General features: G+C 76.4%; 20 protein-coding genes. 9 read left to right on the plus strand and 11 right to left on the minus strand.

From position 1 onward, the window contains the following. Nucleotides 1-120: 120 nt before the first annotated feature. Both ACQP04_RS11275 and ACQP04_RS11280 read left to right on the plus strand, forming a co-directional pair. Nucleotides 121-1,236 carry a glycosyltransferase family 9 protein gene (locus ACQP04_RS11275; protein WP_433506995.1) on the plus strand — a complete coding sequence of 372 codons (1,116 nt, stop codon included), beginning with the start codon at nucleotides 121-123 and terminating at the stop codon, nucleotides 1,234-1,236. Further along, nucleotides 1,233-1,400 carry a hypothetical protein gene (locus ACQP04_RS11280; RefSeq protein WP_433506996.1) on the plus strand — a complete coding sequence of 56 codons (168 nt, stop codon included), beginning with the start codon at nucleotides 1,233-1,235 and terminating at the stop codon, nucleotides 1,398-1,400. The genes ACQP04_RS11275 and ACQP04_RS11280 overlap by 4 nt, the downstream gene beginning before the upstream one ends. Before the next feature lie 447 nt (nucleotides 1,401-1,847). On the opposite strand, the gene ACQP04_RS11285 is transcribed toward ACQP04_RS11280, so the two are convergent. The 5 genes from ACQP04_RS11285 to ACQP04_RS11305 all read right to left on the minus strand — a co-directional run bounded on the left by ACQP04_RS11285 (nucleotide 1,848) and on the right by ACQP04_RS11305 (nucleotide 6,120). Further along, nucleotides 1,848-3,191, minus strand: a complete 1,344-nt coding sequence (locus ACQP04_RS11285; RefSeq protein ID WP_433506997.1) for a DUF222 domain-containing protein — start codon at nucleotides 3,189-3,191, stop codon at nucleotides 1,848-1,850. Between the two features lie 395 nt (nucleotides 3,192-3,586). Further along, the gene (locus tag ACQP04_RS11290) at nucleotides 3,587-3,988 is read right to left on the minus strand and encodes a DUF3618 domain-containing protein (protein WP_433506998.1); all 402 of its coding nucleotides are present in this window, start codon (nucleotides 3,986-3,988) and stop codon (nucleotides 3,587-3,589) included. Next, nucleotides 3,985-4,422, minus strand: coding sequence for a phage holin family protein (locus ACQP04_RS11295; protein WP_433506999.1), 438 nt, complete (start codon nucleotides 4,420-4,422; stop codon nucleotides 3,985-3,987). Before ACQP04_RS11295 ends, ACQP04_RS11290 begins: the two co-directional genes overlap by 4 nt. Nucleotides 4,423-4,464: 42 nt before the next feature. Beyond that, nucleotides 4,465-5,835 (minus strand): cytochrome P450, encoded by a 1,371-nt coding sequence (locus ACQP04_RS11300; protein WP_433507000.1) that lies wholly within the window; start codon nucleotides 5,833-5,835, stop codon nucleotides 4,465-4,467. 66 nt (nucleotides 5,836-5,901) lie between these two features. Further along, a complete protein-coding gene (locus tag ACQP04_RS11305) occupies nucleotides 5,902-6,120 on the minus strand; it encodes a hypothetical protein (RefSeq protein ID WP_433507001.1) in 219 nt (72 codons plus the stop codon). A gap of 112 nt (nucleotides 6,121-6,232) precedes the next feature. On the opposite strand from ACQP04_RS11305, the gene ACQP04_RS11310 reads away from it, so the two are divergent. After that, nucleotides 6,233-7,081, plus strand: coding sequence for a uroporphyrinogen-III synthase (locus ACQP04_RS11310; RefSeq protein WP_433507002.1), 849 nt, complete (start codon nucleotides 6,233-6,235; stop codon nucleotides 7,079-7,081). Between the two features lie 5 nt (nucleotides 7,082-7,086). Here the strand turns inward: ACQP04_RS11310 and ACQP04_RS11315 are convergent, their stop codons facing one another. Together ACQP04_RS11315 and ACQP04_RS11320 are read right to left on the minus strand one after the other, a co-directional pair. Continuing rightward, a complete protein-coding gene (locus tag ACQP04_RS11315) occupies nucleotides 7,087-8,331 on the minus strand; it encodes an MFS transporter (protein WP_433507003.1) in 1,245 nt (414 codons plus the stop codon). 129 nt (nucleotides 8,332-8,460) lie between these two features. After that, nucleotides 8,461-8,925 (minus strand): VOC family protein, encoded by a 465-nt coding sequence (locus ACQP04_RS11320; RefSeq protein WP_433507004.1) that lies wholly within the window; start codon nucleotides 8,923-8,925, stop codon nucleotides 8,461-8,463. Nucleotides 8,926-9,128: 203 nt separating this feature from the next. On the opposite strand from ACQP04_RS11320, the gene ACQP04_RS11325 reads away from it, so the two are divergent. Further along, on the plus strand, nucleotides 9,129-11,717 hold the full coding sequence (locus ACQP04_RS11325) for an ATP-binding protein (protein WP_433507005.1): 2,589 nt from the start codon (nucleotides 9,129-9,131) through the stop codon (nucleotides 11,715-11,717). A 26-nt stretch (nucleotides 11,718-11,743) separates the two neighbouring features. Beyond that, entirely contained in the window at nucleotides 11,744-12,940 is a 1,197-nt protein-coding gene (locus tag ACQP04_RS11330) for an LLM class flavin-dependent oxidoreductase (RefSeq protein ID WP_433507006.1), read from the plus strand. Here the strand turns inward: ACQP04_RS11330 and ACQP04_RS11335 are convergent. Next, nucleotides 12,889-15,495 carry an ATP-binding protein gene (locus ACQP04_RS11335; RefSeq protein WP_433507007.1) on the minus strand — a complete coding sequence of 869 codons (2,607 nt, stop codon included), beginning with the start codon at nucleotides 15,493-15,495 and terminating at the stop codon, nucleotides 12,889-12,891. The two genes, ACQP04_RS11330 and ACQP04_RS11335, sit on opposite strands and share 52 nt — an antisense overlap. 169 nt (nucleotides 15,496-15,664) lie before the next feature. On the opposite strand from ACQP04_RS11335, the gene ACQP04_RS11340 reads away from it, so the two are divergent. From ACQP04_RS11340 to ACQP04_RS11350, 3 genes are all read left to right on the plus strand, one after another. Then, nucleotides 15,665-17,272 (plus strand): peptide chain release factor 3, encoded by a 1,608-nt coding sequence (locus ACQP04_RS11340; RefSeq protein WP_433508346.1) that lies wholly within the window; start codon nucleotides 15,665-15,667, stop codon nucleotides 17,270-17,272. 7 nt (nucleotides 17,273-17,279) lie between these two features. Beyond that, complete coding sequence (locus ACQP04_RS11345) at nucleotides 17,280-18,572, plus strand: D-arabinono-1,4-lactone oxidase (RefSeq protein WP_433507008.1); 1,293 nt, start codon at nucleotides 17,280-17,282, stop codon at nucleotides 18,570-18,572. A 63-nt stretch (nucleotides 18,573-18,635) separates the two neighbouring features. Then, the gene (locus ACQP04_RS11350) at nucleotides 18,636-18,917 is read left to right on the plus strand and encodes a hypothetical protein (RefSeq protein ID WP_433507009.1); all 282 of its coding nucleotides are present in this window, start codon (nucleotides 18,636-18,638) and stop codon (nucleotides 18,915-18,917) included. 97 nt (nucleotides 18,918-19,014) lie between these two features. Here ACQP04_RS11350 and ACQP04_RS11355 read toward each other — a convergent pair whose 3' ends face one another. Next, nucleotides 19,015-19,431: an ester cyclase gene (locus ACQP04_RS11355; protein ID WP_433507010.1), complete on the minus strand. Its 417-nt coding sequence runs from the start codon at nucleotides 19,429-19,431 to the stop codon at nucleotides 19,015-19,017. Between the two features lie 1,701 nt (nucleotides 19,432-21,132). Here ACQP04_RS11355 and ACQP04_RS11360 point away from each other — a divergent pair. Beyond that, nucleotides 21,133-21,810, plus strand: a complete 678-nt coding sequence (locus tag ACQP04_RS11360; protein WP_433507011.1) for a pentapeptide repeat-containing protein — start codon at nucleotides 21,133-21,135, stop codon at nucleotides 21,808-21,810. Here ACQP04_RS11360 and ACQP04_RS11365 read toward each other — a convergent pair. After that, nucleotides 21,794-22,168, minus strand: coding sequence for a hypothetical protein (locus ACQP04_RS11365; RefSeq protein ID WP_433507012.1), 375 nt, complete (start codon nucleotides 22,166-22,168; stop codon nucleotides 21,794-21,796). The two genes, ACQP04_RS11360 and ACQP04_RS11365, sit on opposite strands and share 17 nt — an antisense overlap. Then, nucleotides 22,165-22,662 (minus strand): NADPH-dependent FMN reductase, encoded by a 498-nt coding sequence (locus ACQP04_RS11370; protein WP_433507013.1) that lies wholly within the window; start codon nucleotides 22,660-22,662, stop codon nucleotides 22,165-22,167. The genes ACQP04_RS11365 and ACQP04_RS11370 overlap by 4 nt, the downstream gene beginning before the upstream one ends. Nucleotides 22,663-23,262 lie beyond the last annotated feature (600 nt).

Here is a 23,262-nt window from a genome sequence, read left to right on the forward strand (position 1 = left end):
AGCAGGGCGCGAAACGGCGCGGAGGGTCGATCGGCAGCGGGGTTGATCGACAGGGGGTTGATCGACAGGGGGTTGATCGACAGGGGGTTGATCGGCGGCAGGGCGGGAACACACCTGATCGTGTTCGAGCATCCGGCGGCCCTGGCGGGCGCCCCCGTGAGCTGGCCGGCGCTGCGCCGGATCCTGGTCGTGCGGCCGGACAACCTGGGCGACGTGCTGCTCACCGGCCCCGCCCTCGCCGCCCTGCGGGACGCGGCCCCGCACGCCCGGATCGACCTGCTCGCCTCGCCCGGCGGCGCAGGCGCCGCCACCCTGCTGCCCGAGATCGACGACGCCGTGGTCGCGCGCATGTCCTGGCAGCAGATCGACGGTCCGACCGGCGAGGACCGGGACCCGGACGCCGACCTGGTCGCCGAGCTCGCGGACCGCGCCTACGACGCCGCGGTGCTGCTGACCTCGTTCTCGCAGTCCCCGTGGCCCGCCGCGGAGGTCTGCCGGCGGGCGGGCATCCCGATCCGGGCCGGACTGTCGAAGGAGTTCGGCGGGACCGCGCTCACGCACTGGGTCCCCGCGCCCGACGACGGCCTCCACCAGGTCGACCGGGCCCTCCACCTGCTCGGGCGGCTCGGTATCCCCGCGGCCGCTCGCACCCTGCACGCCGCCGTCCCCGCGGCGGGCCGCAGCCAGGCGCGGGCGGCGCTCGCCGGGCTCGGGCCGCCGTCGGGCCCGTACGCCGTGCTGCTGCCCGGCGCCTCCTGCCCGTCCCGCCGGTACCTCGGGTTCCGCGAGGTCGCGGCCGGGTTGGGGAGCCGGCTCCCGGTCGTCGTCTCCGGGCCGGCGGCGGAGGAGGACCTGGTCCGCTCGATCGCCGACGGCCTGCCCGGGGTGTTCCCGCTGGCCGGGACGCTCGACGTGCCGGGCCTGGCCGGCCTGCTCGACGGCGCCGCCGTCGCCGTGACCAACAACAGCGGCGGCATGCACCTCGCCGACGCCGTCGGCACCCCGGTGACCGTGCTGTTCGCCGGCACCGAGGACGTCGACCAGTACCGGCCGCGGTCGGTGCCCGCCGCCGTCCTCGGCCGCCCGGTCTCGTGCAGCCCGTGCCGCCAGTTCCGCTGCCCCTTCGCGCTGGAGTGCCTCGACGTGCCGCCGTCCGAGGTCGTGGCCGCCGCACTCGACCTCGCCGGCACGTCGTCCGGTGTGGAAATCAGCGCAGTGGGAATCCCTGTCGCATGAGCACTCCCCGAGAGAACGAGCCCGAGGTGCGCGACGTCATGGTCCCCGAGGAGCAGGTCCACCCGGACCGCCGCGAGCACGCCAAGACGCCGCACCCGGTCGACGACGACGAGCTCGAGGCCCGCACCGAGCACGAGCGGCGCCAGGTCGACGCCGACCGCTGAGCGGAGCGTGCAGAGGCACGCATCGGCGCTGAGCGGGGCTTGCGGAGCGAGCAATCGGCGCTGAGCGGAGCGTGCGGAGCGAGCAATCGGCGCTGAGCCGGTCCGCGCCGGAAGGGGCGTGATCCACATCGGATCGCGCCCCTTCGCTGTGTCGGGAGCGGGACGTGGTGCGGTGATGTGGGCTCCCGGGCCCTGCACCCGCTGCGGACTCGCCACGGCACTGGTCTCACCTCTGCGTCGGACGAGGCCGACCGAGCGCCTGCGCGGCTGCGTCGGCAGCACGCTGGATCTGGTTGGCGGTGAAGGGTGGCACCGGCAGCGAGCTCGACAGGGCTCAGGCGTTGCTCGGTCCGCAGCGGTCCGCTGTGTGAGCGGCCCCGCTCACGCGAGCACCAACGATCTTCGGGCAGCACAGGTAGCCCCTCGTTGAGGCCTCGCGCTCCCGGTTCATCCCACTGGCGTCAGGACGGGTGGTGGTCGTCGTCGGGGTGTTCTGGTGTGGTCGATCCAGCTCGGTGGGAGGAACTCGGGCAGGCCGTCGGTCATCCGGACTTCCCAGTGGGAGTGGTGGATGAGCCGGTGGTGGACGGTGCAGAGCATCACCAGGTTGCCCAGGCTGGTCGGGCCGCCGTGTTGCCATTCGCGCACGTGTTGGATTTCGCACCAGGAGGGTGGGCGGTCGCAGCCGGGGAACGCGCAGCCGCCGTCGCGGACGGTGACCGCGCGGCGCAGGCCATCTGGAATGGTGCGGGAAATGCGGCCGACGTCGAGCGGAACTCCGACGCCGTCGAGCACGACCGGGATGACGGCGGCATCGCAGGCGAGTTGGCGCAGGGTTTGTGGGGCGAGTTGGCCGCCGAATTCCAGCGCTGCGCTCGCGGTGCGGCGCTCCAGGTCCTCCAGTCGGACGGTGACGGTCATCTGCGGGCGGCGGCCGCCGGTCTCGGGCAGCCGACCGCGGGAGAGCACCTGGGCACACACTTCGGCCAGCGCCTCGGCCTGGCGTTCAGCCGAAGAGCGCTGATCGTCGGCGTCCCGGGGTGCGACGCCGGCGTCGACGGTGGTGGCGATGGCGTCGAACAGGGCGGCGTCGTCGAAGCGGCCGGTGAGTTTGCCGCCGGGGCGGGTGCGGAAGCGGGAGAGCCGCAGTTCGTTGAGCTGCGCGGGCGGCGAATCGTCGGGTTCGGCGCCGTCGTGGTCGAGGATCTCGATCAGTTGGGTGCCCCAGGTGTGCAGCTCGGAGGGCGTGTAGATCCCGGCTTTGGCGGCGAGCTGGACTTCGGCGCCGGCCCAGGTCTCGGGCGGGAGCCGGCGGGCGGGGCCGCTGTCGAGCAGCCGGGCGATGACCTCGACGTGCCGCAGCCCGGCCGCGCCGGAGGCGAACAGGGTTGCGGTCGCGGGCAGCCGGGCCGGCAGGGGCGTCCCGTCGAGCCCGATCTGCTCACAGACGTGCTCCGCGGCGAGCACGCGGCGGCGGGCTTCGAAGCGCTCCCAGCCGAGCAGATCGGACAGCGCGCGGGTGGGCGAGCGGTACCCGCGCTCGGCGAAGGTGCCGCGGCGCTGCAGGTCCGCGGTCGCGTCGACCACGGCTCGATCGAGGGCGCGCCGGGCTTCCTCGCAGACGCGCAGCACGTCGATGACCTCGTCCGCGGAGGCGGCCGGGCCGCAGGCGTCGGTCAGCTGCGCGATGGCCTGCTGGAGGCGGTCGCGCGCGGTGCCGACGGGCCCTGCGTCCATGCCCTGATCATACTCGAACCTATGTTCGAATCGTGGCTCATCGTCGCAGCTCAACGGCCATTCGGCGCGACTGGAGGCGCGCCACGAGCAGGTGTCGCAGAGCCTCGACCGCTCGTCGCGTCTCCCTCACCGCTCCCCACGAACAAGCTCAGATGACCTGGGTGGCCGAGCAATGCCGCGGCGGGGCCTCCACCTCGCCGCCGTCATGCCGACAGCGGCCCCCGCAGATGTCGCGGGAACAGGACCGCCGCCGCCGAGGTCGAGATGATCGAAGTCGGCAGTGCAGTCGACGCTGCCGTCGTTGCACACCCGGCCGGATGCGAGCACCCGACCGCCCGACCGTCGACCCCGAACGCGCCACGCAGCCCCACACCGCGCCCATGCCCCGCACAGACGAAGGGGCGCGATCCCCACGGACCGCGCCCCTCATCCCGTCCCGGACGACACCCTCACCGCCGCCGCCTGCGCAGCACGACCAGGAGCACGGCGAGGAGGGCGGCTCCGGCTCCGGCGGCCACGGCCGACGTGCGGTCCCGGCCCCCGAGCGCCGAGTCGAGGCTGCCCACGGCCTGCTTCGCCGTCCCGGCGGTCCGGGTCAGGACCTCGCGCCCGACCACCTGCGCCTGACCGACACCCGCCTTGAGCTGCTCGGTCGCCTGGCCCACGCCCGCCTTGACCTGCTCGGTCGCCTGCCCGACACCTGCTTTGACCTGGTCGGTCGCCTGGTCGCGGGCGGCGCGGGCCCGGGAGCCGACGTCGACGCGGTCCGCCAGCGCCGAGGCCGTGCGGCCGAGCTCGGCGCGCTCGGCGGCGATCCGGTCCCGCAGCTCCTCGGGGGTCGGGTCGCTCACCGGTGGACCTCCCGCTTGATCGTCTCGACGTCCTTCTTGGTGCTGTCGATGGCCTGCTCGGGCAGCGGCGGGGTCGCCCGGCTGATCTCCTTCTTGGCCACGAGCGCGAGCACGCCGCCGAGCGCCACGAGCACCGCGCCGACGATCAGCGCCGACGCCCACACCGGCAGCACGAGGGCCAGCGCGGCGATCGCGGCGGCGACGAACGCCAGACCGCCGGCGAGCGCGAGCATCGTGCCCGCGCCGGCCAGCCCGGCCCCGATGCCGACCGCCTTGCCCTTGGCCGTCACCTCCGCCTTCGCCAGCTGGACCTCGTCGGTGACGAGGGTCCGGACCTGGTCGGACAGCTGCCGGAGGAGGTCGGCGGTGGACAGCTCGGCCGGGTCCGGTCGGGCGGGCCCGCCCCGCTGGTCTGGATGGAGTGAGCTGGTCATGGCCCTCGGCTACCCCCGGCGCCCGGCGGTACACACCGCAGGTCACCCGGTCGGTCGCACCCGCAGTCGCACGGCGAAGGGGTCCACCCCGGCCGGCAACGGCGCCTGCGGGTCCAGCTCCGGGACCGCGAGCTCCAGCTCCCGGCCGCGCAGCAGGTGCGCCAGGAACAACGACGTCGTGAACAGGACCAGCTCACGGCCGGGGCAGCGGCCCGGACCGGCGCTGAACGGGACCAGGGCCGGGTCCTCCTGCGCGGCGCCGTCGAGCCACTGCTGGGGGTCGAAGCGGTTCGCGTCGGCACGCGTGCGGCCGTCGCGGTGCAGGAACCAGGTCGGGATGATCAACACCGTCCGCCCCGCCAGCTCGCCGTCGTCCCACCGGACCGAACGGGTGGTCTCGCGCAGCAGCAACGGCGTCGTCGGCCACAGCCGCACCGACTCGAGGACGGCGGCACGCAGCCGGGGCAGGTCCTGCGGCAGGGCGAGGTCGCGGTCGTGGATCTCCTCGCGGGCCGCGGCGAGCTCCGCGGGGTGGGCGACGAGCGCGGCCAGGGCCCGCAGCGCCGCCGCACCCGCGGGGTCGTAGGCGAAGAGCCACTGCGGCACCTGGTCGACGGGATCGACCTCGGGGTCGGCCGGGGTGCGGGCGATCATCTCGGCCAGGCTGCCGGGCTCGGCGCGCTCCAGGTGCGCGCGCACCCGGTCGCGGAACCGCTCCCGGCGGGCCCGCTGCCGCGGCAGCAGGAAGGACCAGTTGCCGGCGTTGCGCAGCCGGGTCAGTTGGTCGGTGAGGTCGTGGTCGTCCCGGGCGCCGTCGCCGAGCACGACCCGGCGCACGACCCGCCACCAGGCGCGGATGAAGGCGTCCCAGTCCAGCTCGCCGCTGCGGTCGACCTCGCGGCCGAGCTGCTCGGCCTCCTGGGCGACGGCGCGGGCCATCACCGAGGCGTTGTGGTGCAGCGGGTGGCCGCTGTCGAGGACGGCCTCGTTGAACCGGCGCCGCTCGGCGCGGACCTCGCCGTGCGAGACGAGCACGCCGTGCGGCTGGAACTGGCCGAGCGCCTTGCGCTTCTCCCAGGTGTCCGGTGCGAAGGGGTCCGGCGTCCCGTCGAGCACCCGCCGGACGCCCTCGCCGTCGAGCACGAGCGCGGCCCGCCGCGCGGGCAGCCGCAGCCGCACCGGGCCGGACCCGTAGCGGGTCGCGAGGTCCTGCATTGTCCGGACGCCGCGGCCGTCGGTGTCGAGCTTGCCGGCCAGCGCGACGACGCTGCGGCGCCGCGCGATCACCCCCTGCGCCACGATCGGCAGGATCGCCCCCGCGACGCGCAGGGTGTCGCGGCCGGAGGCGAGCGGCAGGCCGGGCTCGCCGGTGCGGCCGAGCGGGCTGTCGAGCGGGGTCTGCTGCGTGGTCATGGCAGGCCCGTACCCGGTGCCCCGCCGTTCTCACGTGGCCCGGGGCACTTCGGGACGGCCGGACCGTCAGCCGCGGCCCCGTTCGGTGGAGTCGTCCTCGGGCATGTGGCCCTGCGCGGCGGGCACGTCGACCTGCGGGCCGCCCGGCACCTCGGCCATGGGCTCCACGCCCTCGGCCTGGTCGTCGGGCTCCGACCCGGGCGGTGCGGCCGGCGACCGCTCCTCGGTCGTCGTGTCGTGCAGGGTGCGCACCCGCTCGGGGCGCGGGTCCTCGTCACGGCTCATACGGGGGTGCTACCCGACGCGCGGATATCCACTCGCGGCGCCGGTGTGACCGTCGCGTGACGATGCGGTGCCCGATTCGTCGTCGGGGCCCCCGGCCCGTCACCATGCTCCGATGGCAGCAGCGTCGGGAACGGACACGGCCTCCCCGCAGGCCGCGCCCCTGCACGGCCTCACCGTCGGGGTGACGGCCGAGCGCAAGGCGGAGGAGCTCGCCGGGCTCCTCGAGCGGCGCGGCGCCCGCGTGCTGCACGGCGCGGCGGTGCGGATCGTCCAGGTCGAGGACGACGAGCGGATCGTCGACGTCACCCGGGGGCTGCTCGCGGCGCCGCCGGACGTCGTCGTGGCGACGACCGGGGTCGGGTTCCGTGGCTGGCTGGCCGCGGCCGAGCGGTGGGGGTTGCGGGAGGAGCTGGTCGCGGCCCTGGGCCGCGCGGAGATCCTGGCCCGCGGGCCGAAGGCGCGCGGGGCGATCCGCGGCGCGGGCCTGACCGACGCCTGGTCCCCGGCCACCGAGTCGTCCGCCGAGGTGCTGGAGCACCTGCTGGACCGCGGGGTCGCCGGCCTGCGCATCGCCCTGCAGCTGCACGGGGACCCGCTGACCGACCTGGTCGACGCGCTGTCGGCCGCCGGCGCCGAGGTCGTCACCGTGCCGGTGTACCGCTGGGAGCTGCCCGCGGACCTCGGCCCCGTGGACCACCTCACCGACCGGCTGCTGGCGGGCGGGCTCGACGCCGTGACCTTCACCAGCGCGCCCGCGGTGGGCGGCCTGCTGCGCCGGGCCGACGAGCGGGACCTGCGGGAGCAGGTGGTCGGGGCTCTGCGGCGCACCCTCGTGGTCTGCGTCGGGCCGGTGACCGCGGCCCCGCTGGAGGCCCACGGCGTGCCCACCGTCCAGCCCGAGCGCGCCCGGCTCGGGCCGATGGTCCGCGCGCTCGAGGCCGCGGTGGCCGCCCGGGCCTGACGACGTCAGGCGGGGCGGGCCCGGCGCAGCACGGCGAGCAGGACCCCGCCCGCCAGCCCGGCGCAGCCCAGGGCCAGCACCTCGTACGAGGTCGCGGCCACGGTGAGGCCCGCGACCGACCCGCCGAGCGCGCCGCTGAGGTTCACCACGATGTCCGCCCGGCCCTGCCACCTCGGCCGATCGGCCGGCGGCACCGCGTCGACGAGCAGCGCCGACCCGGCGACCAGCGCCGCGGACCAGCCGAGCCCGAGCAGCACGAGCCCGGCCGTCAGGCGGAGGTGGTCGTGCGGTTCGGCCGTGCCTGCGACGACGCCGGCGGCCACCAGCAGGCCCGCCCCGATCGCGAGAACGGGGAGCCGACCGAACCGGTCCGTGGCCCAGCCGAAGACCGGGCTCAGGGCGTACATCCCGGCCGAGTGCGCGCCGATCGCGAGCCCCACGACCCCCAGCCCGGCGCCGCCGTGCTCCAGGTGGACGGGCGCCATCGACATCACGGCGATCATCACCAGCTGGGCGACGACCACCACGGCGAGGGCCAGGGAGAGGGGCGCGATCGGCGCACCCGCCCCCGGCTCCTCGGGCCCCGGTTCCGCGGCACGGTGGTGCGTGCGGGCGAGCCGCAGCGGATCCGGGCGCAGGCCGGCGGCGACGGTGGTCGCGGCCGACGCGAACAGCACCGTGCAGAGCAGGTAGGGCCCGGCGCCGGGGACCAGGCCGGCCGCGGCGGCCGCGCGCTGCGCCGGAGCGGCGAGGAGCGGCCCGCCGACGGCGCCGACGGTCGTCGCCGCGAGGACCACGGCGAGCGCGCGGGCCCGCCGGTCCGGGGCGGCGAGGTCGGTGCCCGCGAACCGGGCGGCCAGGCCGGTCGCAGTCCCCGTCCCGAACGGCACGCACGCCAGCAGCAGCAGCGGCCAGCTCCCGAGGACCACCGCGAGCGCCCCGCCCGCGGCGCCGACGGTCGCCGTCGCCCAGCCGCCGACGAGCGCGGCGCGCCGCCCGAGACACGACGCCGTCCGGGCGAGCGGCACCGCGGCCAGCGCCGCGCCCAGCACCGTGCAGGTCAGCGCGAGGCCCCCGACCACGTCGGAGCCCGACAGCCGGGCCGCGGTCAGCGCCGCGATCGCGACCCCGGTGCTCACCGCCGCCCCGCCGACGACCTGCGCCGCGACCAGCACGGCCAGGGTGCGCCGCTGCACGCGGGCGAGCCCGGCCTCGTGCGTCCGCGTCGCCGTGATGGTGGTCGTCGTCATGGCCCCGCCCTCCCGTGGCCTCCCCGGTGGCGGCCCCGGGACGAGGATCGGGCGCCGGGGTGCCGCGGCTCATCGGTGCCGGCCACCCATCCCGGCGCGACGGCCACCCATCTCGGCCGCGGTCGCGCGTCAGCCGGGCATGTGGGCGAGCTCGAGCTGGATGTTGTCCGGATCGCGGAAGACCAGCACGGAGTACGGCATGGGATCGGTCTCGTCCACGACCCCGCGGTGCGCGATCCCGAGCCCGTCGAGCCACTCGGCCCAGCGGTCGAGGTCGGCCCGCTCCGGCACCGCGAAGGCGATGTGGTCCAGGCCGGTCCGCCGTTCGTCCGCGGGGGCGCGCTCGTGGCCCTCGTGATGATGCAGACCCAGGATGACCCCGCTCTGCGCGTCGAGGAGGACCACGCCGTAGCCGGAGCGGGCCTCGTCGGCGTGCGGGAACGAGGCCGGGATCCGCTGCAGGCCCAGGACACGCTCGTACCAGGCCGCGCTGTCCTCCACGTCGTTCACCGTCGCGGAGAAGTGGTGGAAGCCGCCGAGGGCGGGCCGTGCGGAGCCGGACGGTGCGGTGTCGGCTGGTGCGGTGTCGGTCATGGCGGTGCTCCTCACCCGGGCGGGCCGCCCCGTCGCGGCCACGAGGTGACCGTGGTCCGGCGACCGCCCCGGCTCCATACGGAGTTCTGCGTAGCGGCGGGAGATGGGCACCTGTGGGCGGTACCTAGGTGGTCGGTCACCCATGTCCGGTCCGCCGCCCCGCTGCGAGACTCGGTGCCCGGCGGCGATGCGGGGGAGGCACGGTGGTGGGACGGCGGGACCTGCTCGAACGCGAGGCGGCGCTGGCGACGCTGCGCACGGCCCTGAACGACGCGCAGGGCGGCGAGGGCCGCGTGGTGCTCGTGGCAGGCGAGGCGGGCATCGGCAAGACGAGCCTGGTGCGGGCCTTCACGGCCGCGGCGGCCGCCGACGGGGCCGTGCGCGTCCTGCACGGCTCGTGCGACCACCTGCTGACGGCCCGCGAGCACGGCCCGTTCCACGACGTCGCGCGGCAGGCGCGGACGGACCTGGCCGCCGCGCTGGCCGCGGGCTCCGCGGACGAGGTGCGCGACCTCCTGCTGGCCGAGGTCTCGGTCCCCACCACCGTGCTCGTGATCGAGGACGTGCACTGGGCCGACGAGGCGACCGTCGACGCGCTGGCCTTCCTCGCCCGCCGCGTCGAGACCCTGCCCGCGCTCGTGGTCCTGACCTGCCGCGACGACGAGGTGCTGCCCGGCTCACCGCTGCGCCGGCTGCTCGCGCTGGTCCGGCCGCCCGGCGGGCTCCGGCTTGCCCTGGCCCCGCTCTCGGCCCGGGCGGTGTCCGCACTGGCCGGCGGGTCGGGCCTCGGCCTGCGGCTGCACGCCGTGACCAAGGGCAATCCGTTCTTCGTGACCGAGATGCTCGCGGCCGAGGACGAGGGCGTGCCCGCCTCGGTCCGCGACGTCGTCCTGGAGCGCGTGGCGACGCTGCCCGAGCGCACCCGCACGTTGCTCGACCTGCTCGCGGTCGTCCCCGCGCGCGTCGACCGGGCCCTGCTCGACGCCGTCCACCCGGACTGGGCGAGCGACGCCGAGCCGGCCGAGCGGCGCGGGATCGTCGAGCTCGCGGACGGCGGGCTGGACTTCCGGCACGACCTGTCCCGGATGGCCGTCGCCGACGTGCTGCCCGGGGCCCGCCGGCTCGGCCTGGGTGCCGCGGTCCTGGCCGCGCTGCTCGCGCAGGAACCGCGGGACGAGGCGCGGATCCTCCACCACGCCGTGCTCTGCGGCGACGCCGGCGCCGTCGCCGCCCACGGCCCGGACGCGGCGCGCCGGGCCGCCCGGGCGGGCGCCCACCAGCAGGCGCTGTCCCGTTACGAGCAGCTGCGCCCCTACGCCGGGCTGCTCGGCGCGGAGGAGCGGGCGGCGGTCACCGAGGAGCACGCCTGGGAGCTGTACAACGCGCTGCGGTTCGACGAGGCCGTCGCGCTCTCCGAGGAGGCGGTCGCCCTGCGGCGCGGGCTCGACGACGCCGCGCCGCTGGCCCGCGCCCTCGTCGGCCTCGCGTGGCACCGCTACCTCGCGGCCGACGTCGCAGGAGCGGCGGCGACGATCGAGGAGGCCGTGCAGGTCGCCCGCGCCGCCGACGACGCGGAGGTGGTCGAGCTCGCCCGGTCCTACCGCGGTTTCCTGCTGGTCCTGGCCGACCGCGAGCGGGAGGGGCTCGCGGAGCTCGACGCGCTGGGCGGGTCCGGCCCCCTGGCCTCCGTCCGCGCGATCTACCGCGGCCTCGCGACCGCGTTCCTCGGCGATCCCGCAGGCCTCGACCTGCTCGAGCGGGGGGTGGCCGACGCGTCGGCCGAGGACCAGCGCGAGTTCGTGGCGCTGGGCTACACGGCCCTGGTCAAGTCCGCCCGCCGGCTCGGCCGTGACGACGCGGTCCGCCGGTACGCCGAGCTGGGTGCCGCGCGGACGTCGGGCATCGAGCTGCGGGCCCACGGCTACACGCTGGAGGCGCACCTCTGCCAGCTGCGCGCCCAGGAGGGCCGCTGGGACGAGGCGGAGGAGGGGTTCCGCGAGCTGCTGGAGGCGGCGCCGCAGGCGGGCATCCTGCACCGGGAGACGCTGCCGCACCTGGGGCGGCTGCTCGTGCGGCGCGGCGACCCGGAGGCCGAGGGGCTGCTCGAGCGGGCCTGGGCGCTGGCCGAGCGCACCGACATCCTGCCGGTGCTGGTGCCGGCCGGCCTGGCGTTGCTGGAGCGGGCGTGGCTCGCCGGCGATCCGGGGGCCGAGCAGGAGCGGGTCGCGCTGCTGCTGCGGCGGCTGGACCGGCCGGGCGTCGAACGGCAGCGCGGCGAGGTCCTCCGCTACGCCCGGCGGTGCGGGCTCACGCTCGACCACGCCGGCGCCCGCCCCGAGCACCAGCTCGGCCTGCGCGGCGACCGGCACGGCGCCGCGGAGGAGTGGGCCCGCATCGGCGACCCGTACGAGCGGGCGCTCGAGCTCGCCGAGTCGGGCGAGCCCGGGCCGACGCTGGAGGCCCTCACCGTGCTCGACGAGCTCGGCGCCGGACCCGCCGCCCGGCTCGTCCGCACCCGGCTGCGCGACCTGGGCGTCGACCGGGTGCCCCGCGGGCCCCGCCCGGACACCCGGGCGCACCCCGCCGGCCTGACCGCCCGCCAGGGCGAGGTGCTCGAGCTGCTGGGGGAGGGCCTGACCAACGCCGAGATCGCCGCCCGGCTCGTGGTGTCCGTGCGAACCGTCGACCACCACGTCTCGGCGATCCTGCAGAAGCTCGGCGTGCCGAGCCGGCGGGCGGCCGCGCGCCTGGCGCGGCAGGCCGCCGCGGAACCCGCCCCCGCCGGCCGCTGACCACCCCGACCCGGAGGGAGAACCCCGTGTCCCGCACGTCGTTCGGCCTGTTCCTCGCCCCGTACCACTGCCCCGCCGGGCAGAACCCGACCGCCGCCTACGCCGCCGACCTCGACGTCCTGGAGCTCGTCGACCGGCTCGGCTTCGACGAGGCGTGGATCGGCGAGCACCACTCCTGCGGCAGCGAGCTGATCCCCGACCCGTTCCTGTTCATCGCGCACGCCCTGCACCGGACGCGGCACCTGCGGCTCGGCACCGGCGTCGTCTCGCTGCCTTACCACAACCCGCTGTGGACGGCCGACCGCGCGCTGTTCCTCGACCACCTGGCCCGCGGCCGGTTCCTGCTCGGGGTCGGTCCCGGCGCCCTGCCGACCGACGCCACCATGATCGGGATAGCCCCGGAGGACCAGCGCGAGGCCTTCGAGGAGGACGTCGCCGTGCTGGTCCGGCTGTTGCGGGGCGAGACCGTCAGCCACCGCACGCGCCGCTACTCGCTCGTCGACGCCCGCAGTCAGCTCGCCCCGTACGGTGACGGGCTCGAGGTCGCGGCCGCCGCGGTCGCCTCGCCGACCGGGGCCCGGGTAGCGGCGCGGCACGGCCTCGGGCTGCTGTCCCTCGGGGCGACGACCAGGGCCGGGTTCGACGCGCTGGCCCGGCACTGGGACGTGATGGAGGAGCAGGGCGCGCGGTACGGCCGGCCGCCGCGGCGCGACCGGTGGCGGCTGGTGGGGCCCATGCACCTGGCGGAGACGCGCGAGCAGGCCGTCGAGGACGTCCGCTTCGGGCTCGACGACTGGGCCGACTACACGCAGGACGTCCTGGCCGCGCCGCATTTCCGCGCGGTCGGCACGACCTTCGACGAGCGCCTGGCGTGGGTCAACGAGACCGGACTCGGTGTGATCGGCACCCCGGACGACGCGATCGCGCAGATCGAGCGGCTGCAGGAGCAGTCCGGCGGGTTCGGCACCTATCTGCTGATGCACCACGAGTGGGCGCGCCCCGCGGCGACGACCCGCAGCTACGAGCTGTTCGCCCGGTACGTCGTGCCCCGCTTCCAGGGGACGGGCGCGCGCCTGGTCGAGGCCGCGCGGCACGCCCGGTCGCGGCACGGGGAGCTCGACCGCCGGCACGCCGACGCCATCGCCGCGGCGACGGCCCGGCACGCGGCGGATCAGCTCGCGTCGGCGTCGGGATCCGCGCCGGCGCGGGCGGCGGCCACGTAGTCGGCGGCCTCGCGGCGGCTCCCGACCCCGAGCTTGGCGAGGACGGCCGAGACGTGGTGGTCGACGGTGCGGATCGAGAGCACGAGCCGTTCGGCGATCTCGGTGTTGGTGCGGCCCTCGGCGACCAGCGCGAGGATCTCGGCCTGGCGCGGGGTCAGCCCGGCCGGGTGCGCCCGGGTCGCCGCCCGCGCGCCCCGCCGGACCTGCCGCACCCCGAGCTCGCGCAGCGCGCCGCGCACCCGCGCCGCCGCCGGTCGGGCGCCGAGGCCGTCGAGGATCTCGAGCGCCTCGGCCGCCCGCGCGGGGTCCCCCGTCGCGGCCAGCTCCAGCGCCCGCTCGTAGGGCGCGCCGATCGCCGCCCAGCCCTCCGCGGCCTCGAGCCGGTCCCCGCGCAGGGCGGCCAGGGTCTCGGGCGGGCAGCCCCGGAAGGGGACGACGGGCTCGCCCAGCCGGGCGAGGGCGCGCAGCACCTCGGCGCGTTCCCGCTCCCGGCCCGGCCGGTCGGTGCGGGCGAGGAGGTCGCGAGCGGCGGCGACGTGCGCCGGGGCGGGCCGGCCGGTGAGCCAGGCGTGCTCCAGGGCCGCGGCGAGCACCGGGAGCAGTTGGAAGGCGCTGCCGGAGTCCTCGGCGTAGGCGAGGGCGTCGGCCAGCAGCCGCGGGGCGTCGTCGTCGCCGCGACGGACGGCGAGCAGGGCGAGCCCGGGCAGGCAGTAGCGCAGCAGCACCCCGCGGCCGCCGGACCGCTCCAGGATCGCCCGGTACCCGGCCTCCGCCGCGTCCCACTCGCCCCGCAGGGCCCGCAGCCGCAACCGGTAGGAGCGGCAGGAGTGGTCGAAGAACGGGAAGTCCCGGCCGCGCCCGAACTCCTCCCGCTCGGCCAGCAGCGCGTCCATCTCGTCGTACCGGCCCCGTTGCCACAGCGCGATCGCGGTGTTGAGGTAGCCCATCATCGCGGCGTCCTGGTCGCCCGCCCCCCGGGCGAGGGCGAGGCCGCGGCGCGCCTCGGCGTACCCGTCCTCGTCGCCGAGCGCCATCCGCGCCCGGCCGCGGAACACCAGCGGCACCGGCGGTGTGCGCCCGTCCGCCCGCCGCGCCACGGCGACCGCCTCCTCCAGCGGCGGGAGCGCCTCGGCCTCCCGGTCCAGGTTGACCAGCAGGGTGCCCAGGTGGGTGAGGGCGAAGACCCGTTCCGGGCTGTCGCCGGCCTCGGTGAGCCCGGCCGCCCGCGTCGCCGATTCCAGGGCCGCGGCCGGCTGCTGGTCCGACCACTGCTGTACGGACAGGACGGCCAGCGCGTGCGCGAGCGCCCGGGGATCGCCGTCCTCGCGCAGCCGGACGGCCTCGGCCGCCGCCCGCACCCCCTCCCCGGCGCCGGCGTGGAACAGGGCCCACGAGTAGGCGTCCTGCACGGCCATCCGGGTCGGCTCGTCGAGCAGGTGCGCGACGCGCAGCACCTCCGCGTAGAGCCGCGCGCCCTCCGTCTGCGCCCCGGCCCGGCAGGCCTGCGCGGCCGCCTCCGGGCCGTGCTCGGCCACGGCGCGCTCGTCGCCCGCGGCCACCGCGTGGTGCACGACGCGCACGAGGTCGGGCCCGGGCGCGGCGAGCAGCGCGGCGACTACCCGGGCGTGGTGCCGCATGCGGCCCAGCACCGGCTGGGCGTCCTCGACGGCCCGGCGGGCCAGCTCGTGACGGAACGCGACGGCCGTCGGACGGACCTCGAGGATCCCGCGGCGCTCCGCCTCGGCGACCACCGTGAGGTCGTCGACCACCGCCCTGGCCAGCGACAGCTCGACCTCCCCGGGCACCACGGCGAGCCGGTCCAGGGCCTCCCGGGCGGGGTCGTCGAGCGTCCGGATCCGGGCCAGCACGGCGTCGACGACCGTGGCGGGCGGGGTGTCCGCCGGGGTCCCGGACGCGATCACCTCGGTGAGGAAGAAGGGGTTGCCGCCGGTGGAGCGGTGCAGCGCCGCCGGGTCGGCGCCCGTGCCCGCGCTGAGCCGCGCCACGGCCGCCGGCGACAGCGGCCGCGGGGTCAGGCGGCGGACCGCCGGCCCGGTGAGTGCGCCGAGCAGGGTCGGCAGGGCGTGGCCCGGCGGTGCCTCGCCGTCGCGGTAGGTGAGGACGAGCACCGCGGGCAGGTCGGGCACCCGGCGCCCGGCGTGCCGCAGCACGTCGAGGGTCCCCTCGTCCGCCCAGTGCACGTCCTCGACCACCAGCACCGTCGGCGGGCCCGGCCCGGCCAGCTCCTCGACGACGGCCCCCATCACGGCCTCCCGGTCGCCCGTCCGCGCCGCCGCGGCGAGCGGACCCGCGCCGGGGTGTCGCGCCGCGTCCCGCAGCGGGCCGAGCGGACGCGGGGAGAACAGGTCGTCGCAGGCCCCGGCCAGCACCCGGGCGCGCGCGGAGACCCGGGCCGCGAACGCACGGACCAGGCTGGTCTTGCCGATGCCGGCCTCGCCGGCCACGAGCACGACCGAGCCGGCGCCGGAGGCCGCCCCCGCGACCGCCTCCTCCAGCGCCTCGAGCTCCGCCGCGCGCTCGAGGAGCGTCCCCACCCGGCGATCGTGACAGCCCGGACGACCGGAGCGGAAGACCCGCGGGGGACCGACGGGTGCGCGACGACACGATCCGCCCGGCACCCGCAGCCGCCGGGCACCCCCGACCGGTGGTTACGCTGGATCACGACGCGTGCCACGGGGCCGCGGCGGAGGGAGTGCGCAGGTGGTGCAGGTCGGATCGGCCGAGCGGGTGGCGGGCGACGTGCTCGCGGAGGCCGGGCGGCGGCGGTCGTTCGCGGTCATCAGCCACCCCGACGCCGGCAAGTCCACGCTCACCGAGGCGCTCGCGCTGCACGCCGAGGTCATCGACTCGGCCGGCGCGGTGCACGGCAAGTCCGGCCGCAAGGGCGTCACCTCGGACTGGATGGAGATGGAGCGCCAGCGCGGCATCTCGGTGTCCAGTGCGGTGCTGCAGTTCGAGTACGGCGGCGCCGTGATCAACCTGCTCGACACCCCGGGCCACGGCGACTTCTCCGAGGACACCTACCGCGTGCTCGCGGCCGTCGACGCCGCGGTCATGCTGCTCGACGCCGCGAAGGGCCTCGAACCGCAGACGTTGAAGCTGTTCGACGTCTGCCGCTCGCGCAAGATCCCCGTCCTCACCTTCGTGAACAAGTGGGACCGGCCCGGCCGCGAGGCCCTCGAGCTGCTCGACGAGGTGGAGCAGACGATCGGGCTGCGGCCGATGCCCGTCACCTGGCCGCTCGGCGTCGCGGGGGAGCTGCGCGGGCTGATCGAGGTCGCCACCGGCGAGTTCACCCGCTTCACCCGCGCCGCCGGCGGGGCCACCCGGGCCGCGGCCGAGGCGGTGCCCGCCGAGGTGATCGCGGCCGAGGAGCCGCAGTTCTGGTCGACCGCGCAGGACGAGCTGGCCCTGCTCGACGAGATCGGCGCGCAGTTCGACGAGAAGGACTTCCTGGCCGGCACCGCCACCCCGGTCCTGTTCGGCGCGGCGCTGTCGAACATCGGCGTCGCCCGGCTGCTCGACGCGCTGGTCGAGCTGGCCCCGCCGCCGTCGGAGCGCGAGGACGCCGAGGGCCGTCCGCGCGCGCTCGACGCCCCGCTGGCCGGGCTGGTCTTCAAGGTCCAGGCGGGCATGGACAAGGCGCACCGGGACCGGATGGCGTTCCTGCGGATCCACTCCGGCCGGTTCGAGCGCGGCATGGTGCTCACCCACGCCGCCACCGGCAAGCCGTTCGCCACGAAGTACGCGCAGTCCGTGTTCGGCAACCAGCGCACCACCGTCGAGGAGGCGTTCCCCGGCGACATCGTGGGCCTGGTCAACGCCAACGCCCTGCGCCCCGGCGACACCCTCTACGCCGCCGACCCGGTGCACTACCCGGCCATCCCCAGCTTCGCGCCCGAGCACTTCTCGGTCGCCCGCTGCGCCGACGCCGGCAAGAGCAAGCAGTTCCGCCGCGGCATCGAGCAGCTCGACGGCGAGGGCGTGATCCAGGTGCTGCGGTCCGACCGCCGCGGCGACCAGGCTCCGGTGCTCGCCGCCGTCGGACCCCTGCAGTTCGACGTCGTGGCCGCCCGGATGGCGTCCGAGTTCTCCGCCCCGATCACCCTCGAGCACCTGCCCTACCAGGTCGCCCGGGTCACGGACGAGGAGGGCGAGATCGCGCTGGCCCGCCAGTCCGAGTGCGAGGTGCTCGTGCGCAGCGACGGGGTGCGGCTGGCGGTGTTCAGCAACAAGTGGCGGATGGACGTCGTGATCCGGAAGTTCCCGGACGTCAGGTTCGAGCCGCTGCTCGCCGGCACCGTCGACTGAGCGCGTCGTGACCTGGCGGAACTGGGCGGGCAACCAGCGGACCCGGCCCGTCCGGGTCGTCGAGGCGCACGACGCCGGCGAGCTCGCCTCGGCCGTCAAGGCCGCCGCGCGGGAGGGGCTGCGGGTCAAGGCGCTGGGCAGCGGCCACTCGTTCACCGGGATCGGCGTGCCCGACGGCGTCGCGGTGCGGCCGCCTACCGGTCCCGGGCTGACGCTCGACGGCCACCTCGCGACCGTGCCCGCCGGCATGACGTTGCGCGCGCTCAACGCGCTGCTCTGGGAGCAGGGCCGGGCGCTGCCGAACCTGGGCGACATCGACGCGCAGACGATCTCGGGTGCGATCTCCACCGGCACGCACGGCACCGGCTCGACGTACCGGGGCATCGCCGCGCAGGTCCGGGGCCTGGAGATGGTCCTGGCCGACGGGTCGGTGCTGCGCTGCACGCCGGACGAGAACCCGGAGGTCCTCCACGCCGCCCGCGTCGGGCTGGGCGCGCTGGGCGTGCTCACCGCGGTGACCCTGGAGACCGTGCCCGCGTTCCGGCTGCACGCCGTGGAGCGGGCGCTGCCGCTGGCCGAGGTCCTCGACGACCTGGACGAGCTCGCCGCCGCGAACGACCACGTCGAGTTCTACTGGTTCCCGCACACCGAGCTCGCCGTGCTGAAGCGGAACAACCGCACGGTGGCGGACGGGCCCCGACGCGGGCGGGCCACCGAGTGGGTCGGCGACGAGCTGCTCGGCAACGCCGGGTTCGCGGCCGTCTGCGGGCTGGGCGCGCGGGTCCCGACGCTGGTGCCCCGGCTGAACCGGCTGATGGCGGGGCGGATGGCCGCACCGGAGTACGTCGACCGTTCCTACCGCGTGTTCTGCAGCCCGCGGCGCGTGCGCTTCCTCGAGATGGAGTACGCGGTGCCGCGCGAGGCGCTGGGGGAGGCGTTCGCCGGGCTGCGGGCCGCCGCGGCGCGACACGGTGGGGACGTGACGGTGCCGGTGGAGGTGCGGGTCACCGCGGCCGACGACGTCCCGCTGTCCACGGCGTCGGGCCGCGACACCGCCTACCTCGCCGTGCACGTCCCGCGGGGCCGGCCGCACGAGGCGTACTTCGGGGCCGTCGAGTCGGTCATGACGGCGCTCGCCGGCCGGCCGCACTGGGGCAAGCTGCACAGCCGCACGGCCGCCGAGCTGCGCCCGCTCTATCCCGGTTTCGACGCCTTCGTCGCCCTCCGGGACCGGCTCGACCCCGAGGGCCGCTTCCGCAACGCCCATCTGGACCGTGTGCTGGGGGTTCCCGGCGCGTGAGGCGTGCGTCCGAAATTGAGATTTCCCTTGTTTTGTAGGGGTGCCGAGGGGTAGCAGTTAGACATGGCTAACGCGAGGCCGGCGGTCCGGGAGTTCCGGGTGCTCCGCCGGGCCTGCCTGGCACCGTCCGCCCGCCCCGTCCGACGGGTGCGGCGCCGCGTCGCCGAGCCCTCCGTCCGGCTCGCGGTGGTCGCCGCGGCGGTGATGGTCGTGCTCGCCGCCGGCCTCCTCGCCGCCGTCCCGGCCGGCGCCCCGGCCGCCCTCGTGCTGGGCCTCTGCGTCGCCGCCCTGCTCGTCCGGCCGCTCGCGGTTCTCCGCCACCGCCGCACCGCCGGCCGCCGCTGAGGGCTTCCCTCGCTGACGGCTCTCTCGCTGGGGGCTTTCCTCGCTGACGGTTCTCTCGCTGAGGGCTTTCCTCGCTGACGGTTCGCTCGCTGAAGGGCTACCCGAGCGGCGGCATCACGCCGCAGCGCTGCAGCCAGCCGAGCCAGTCCCCGAAGTGCCACACCTCGATCGGCGTGTCGCGGTACCAGTGGATGACGTGCGCTCCGGAGCCCTCCGTGGCGAGCCCGGTGGGTGCCAACGGCAGCAACGGCGACGCACCGGTGAAGGTCGCGGTGCAGCTCCACCGGGCGGTGGTCGTGTCGCCGTCCCGCGTCTCCTCGTGGATGGTCAGCGAGAAGTCCGGGAACGCCTGGTGGAAGCCGGTGATGAGCTGCTTCAGGCCCTCCCGGTCCATGTCGGGGAAGGGCGGGAGGTGGTAGGCGACATCGGCGGGGAAGAGCTCGTCGACGACGTCGACCTTCCCCGTGCACCACACGTCGCCGAAGCGGGAGAAGAAGCCGGTCTGCGAGGACATGAACACTCCCTGTGGGTCGGGGGGTGGGGCGCGGGCGGTGGGGCCGTGATCGTGGAGCCGGATGGTGGAGCCCGTGCGCCGGAGCCGTGCGCCGGAGCCGTGCGCCGGAGCCGTGCGGCTGTGGGTCGTGCGGCGGTGGTCGTGCGGTGGTGGGCCGTGCGGCGGTGGTCGTGCGGGGGTGGGTCGTGCGGTGGTGGGTCGCGCGGCGGTGGGGCGTGTGGTGGAGCGAGGCGGTGGAGTCGTGGTGCGGGATGGTGGGTCCCCCGGGCCGTGGTCGCCGGCCGGTGGCCCGCCGGGCCGTCCACCGTCCTCGCGCCGGTCGAGGCGGTCAAGGAGCCGGTCGGGTCGCACGCGACGTGCGGCATGACGCGCGTCGCCCGCGGCCGGACGCCTCGAATTGCGTCGGATGGACGGAGGATGGCGCACACCCGCCGGAGCGGGCTCCCCACACCCGCAGCTTTCGCCCCACACCCTCTCGACCGGTTGCGGGGCGACACACCGGCTGTGAAAGCGCCGGTACCGCGTCCCGTCGGAGGCCACTCCTGCCCGGATGCCGCTGTCGCCGTCCGGAGTTCAGGTAGGCGGTCCCGACTCCCGCCGGCTCTCACACCCGCCCGGGCGTCGCACACCCCGTCGACGGGGTGTGCCGCGCTACTTGCGGATGTGAAAGGGAGCCCGGGCGGATGTGGCGCGCCGCAGCGCGTGTGGAAGCAGCCCGAGCGGGTGTGTCGGATCGACCCACGATGCCAGCGCATTCGCGGGGCGGCCGTCGGGCCGCGGCTCGCGCTCGGCCCGGAGGGCGCGCACACCCGCCAGGTCGCCATCTACACCCGCTCGGGCGCTCCACATCCGCTCGGGCGCGGCTTCACACCCACGGCGGTCGCCGCACACCCCGTCGACCGGTTGTGCGGCGTCACGACGGTTGTGAGAGCGCGGGTCCCGGCGCCGCCTGAGGTCGCGGCCGGTCCCGGGGCCAGCACGCAGGCCAAGGGTTCCGTCGCCTCCCACACCTGCCCGGGCGTCGCACAGGCCGTCGACGGGGTGTGTCGCCTTCCTCGCTCGGGGGCGGCTTCACACCCGTGGCAGTCGCCGCACACCCTGTCGACGGCCTGTGCGACGCCTCGGCGGATGTGAGAGCGCGGGTGCCGGGACCAAATGAAGTCGCTGCCGCTCCCAGGGCCAGCACGCGGTGTCGCTGCCGCTCCGGGCCCGCACGCGGTCGCGGGTTTCGTCGCCTCCCACGCCTGCCCGGGCGGCGCACACCCCGTCGACGGGGTGTGCCGTGCTAGTCGCGGGTGTGTGAGGGAGCCCGAGCGGGTGTGCGCGCTGAACCGGGCGAGGGCCGGTCCCAGCGGGTGAGCGCCGACCCGCGGGGTGTGGCGCGACCCGCGGGGTGTGGCGCGACCCGCGCGGTGTGAGGCGACCGCGGGGTCTGCCGCGACCCGCCGGGGGCGCCGCGACCCGCGGGGGGCGCCGCGACCCGCGGGGGGTGCCGCGACCTGCGGGGTGGGCCGCGACCCGCGGGCTGTGCCGCGACCCGCGGGGGGTGCGCGACCCGCGGGGTGGGCCACGTCCCGCGGGGTGGGCAGACCCCGCGGGGGTGTGGGCGCCGCGGGGGGTGACAGCGGAGAGCAGATCCGCTCAGCCGGACCTGCAGCCGGGGGCGCCCGGTCCGTGCGAGGGGCCCGGTAGCGTCGCGACGTGGCTCGCCGTACCCGCACGACCCGCACGACCAAGACCCACCCGGACCCGCCCGACCTGCCGTCGTCGTACGACCCGGCGACCGGGGCGCCCGAGGACGGGGAGCTGTGGGACGGGGTCGAGGCGGGGCCGGACGTGCTCTTCCCGGAGCACGTCGCGGATCTGCGGCTGCACGAGTGCCGGTTCTCCGGGGCCGATCTCGCCGGCCGGACGCTCAGCGGGCTGCACTGCCGCGACACCGAGTTCCACCGCTGCGACTTCTCCGGCGCGGTGCTCGACGACGCCGTGTTCACGCGCGTGACCTTCACGGACTGCCGGTTCACCGGCACCGAGCTGAACGGCGCCGGACTGAACGACGTCCGGATCTCCGGCTGCCGCGCCGACCTGGCCCGGCTCCGGATGGCGAAGGGCGCGTTCCTGCACGTCGAGGACACCTCCCTGCGCGGCGCCGACCTCTACCGCTTCACGGCCCAGGACTGCGCGTTCCTGCGCTGCGACCTCGGCGAGGCCTCGCTGGAGGACGCCCGGCTGGCCGGCACGGACCTGCACGGCTCGACGGTCGACGACCTGCGCGGTCCGCTCGCCCTGCGCGGCTGCCGGATCGGCCCCGACCAGCTCGTGCCGGTCGGGGCCCTGCTCCTCGCGGCGCTGGGCGTCGAGATCACCGACCGGCGCTGACGCCCCCGCCCCGCGGGCGCAGCGGCTCCTGCAGGATCGCCGACACCCGCTGCCGGCTCACCCCGAACAGCTTGCCGATCCGGGTGATCGACACCTCCTCGCGGTGCAGCGCCCGCGCCTCCTCGCGGCGGAACCGCCCGCCGACGCTGCCGAGGTCGTCGAGCGCGCGGGTGACCGCCTCGACGACGAGCGGCCGCTCCTCCTGCGTGACGATTTCGTGCCAGCTCATGCCGTCGGCGCGCAGTCGCTCGAGCTGGTCGACGCGCCGGCGGGCCTCGGCGAGGTCGTCGAGCGTGCGGTCGAGCTGCGAGCCGAGCTCGCGCAGGGCGGTCACCGCGGGATCGGCCGGTCCGGTCACCGCAGGGCCATCAGGGCGGTGGCCACCGGCTTCCAGCGCTCGGCGTAGGCGTCGAGCTCCGGCGCCTCGGACCAGGTCGCGTCGATGAGGTAGAGGCCCGGGAGTGCGCAGGTGCCGCCCAGCTCGGAGAGCACCGGCTTGAGGGTCAGGTCGGGCGCCATCGCGTGGCCCGGCCCGGCGCCCAGCATCAGCGGCACGGCCACGACGTCCTGCAGCCCGGTGCCGCCCGCGAACTGGTCCAGGAAGAGCTTGAGCAGCCCGGTGTAGGTCGCCTTGAAGGTCGGACTGGCGAACACGACCAGGGAGGACTCCTGCACCGTCTTGACGGCGGCCGCCACGGCCTCGTCACCCCAGCCGAGCAGGCCCGGGCCCAGCTCGACGAGGTCGATCACGTGGTCGGGCGCGGCGCCGGTGAGCTTCTCGGCCAGCGCGCTGCCGGCCTGGAGGGTGCGGCTGGCGGGCTTCGGGTTGCCGACGACGACGGTGACGGTCACGTGCGCTCCTGCTCTCGATCTCCGGGGGTCGGGGGCCAGCATCCCATCCCGGCCCCCCTCCGCGCCGCCCACCGATCCGTGGCGTACGTCCACCGCAGCGGGCCGCACCGTCCCGGCACCCCGCCCGAAGGCGCGCTCGCCCGCGGCACGGCCGGGGACCAGCGGTGTCGTTCCGGGGACCCCGGGTCACGACCTTCACCCACCCGTGGCCCCCAGGCGTGCACGGCCGTCACCCTTTTGAGACCGTCTGGGTGTCCGCCCCCAGTCCGCACGCATCTCGGGAGACGCACGTGAAGAACCTCGGACGCGCACTCGGCAAGTTCAGCGCCGGCCTCCTCGACGCCCTGGGCATCCTGGGCGGCTGGAACCGGGGCCGCCGCGCCCGCTGACCGCGGCCGCCCGCCCGGCCCCTCGACGGTCGGGCGGGCCCACCCGGCCGGTCCCCCGCGCCCCCCGAGCCCGGAACTCCTCCCGCGCCCCCGAACGCGGAACCCGGCTCCGCTCCGCGCCCCCCGAGCGCGGAAGCCACTCCCGCGCCCCCGAACGCGGAACCCCTCACACCGCCGGTGTCCTCGAGACCGCCGGCCACCCCCGCCACCC

This window comes from Pseudonocardia halophobica, assembly GCF_050948485.1.
GTDB lineage: Bacteria > Actinomycetota > Actinomycetes > Mycobacteriales > Pseudonocardiaceae > Pseudonocardia > Pseudonocardia halophobica.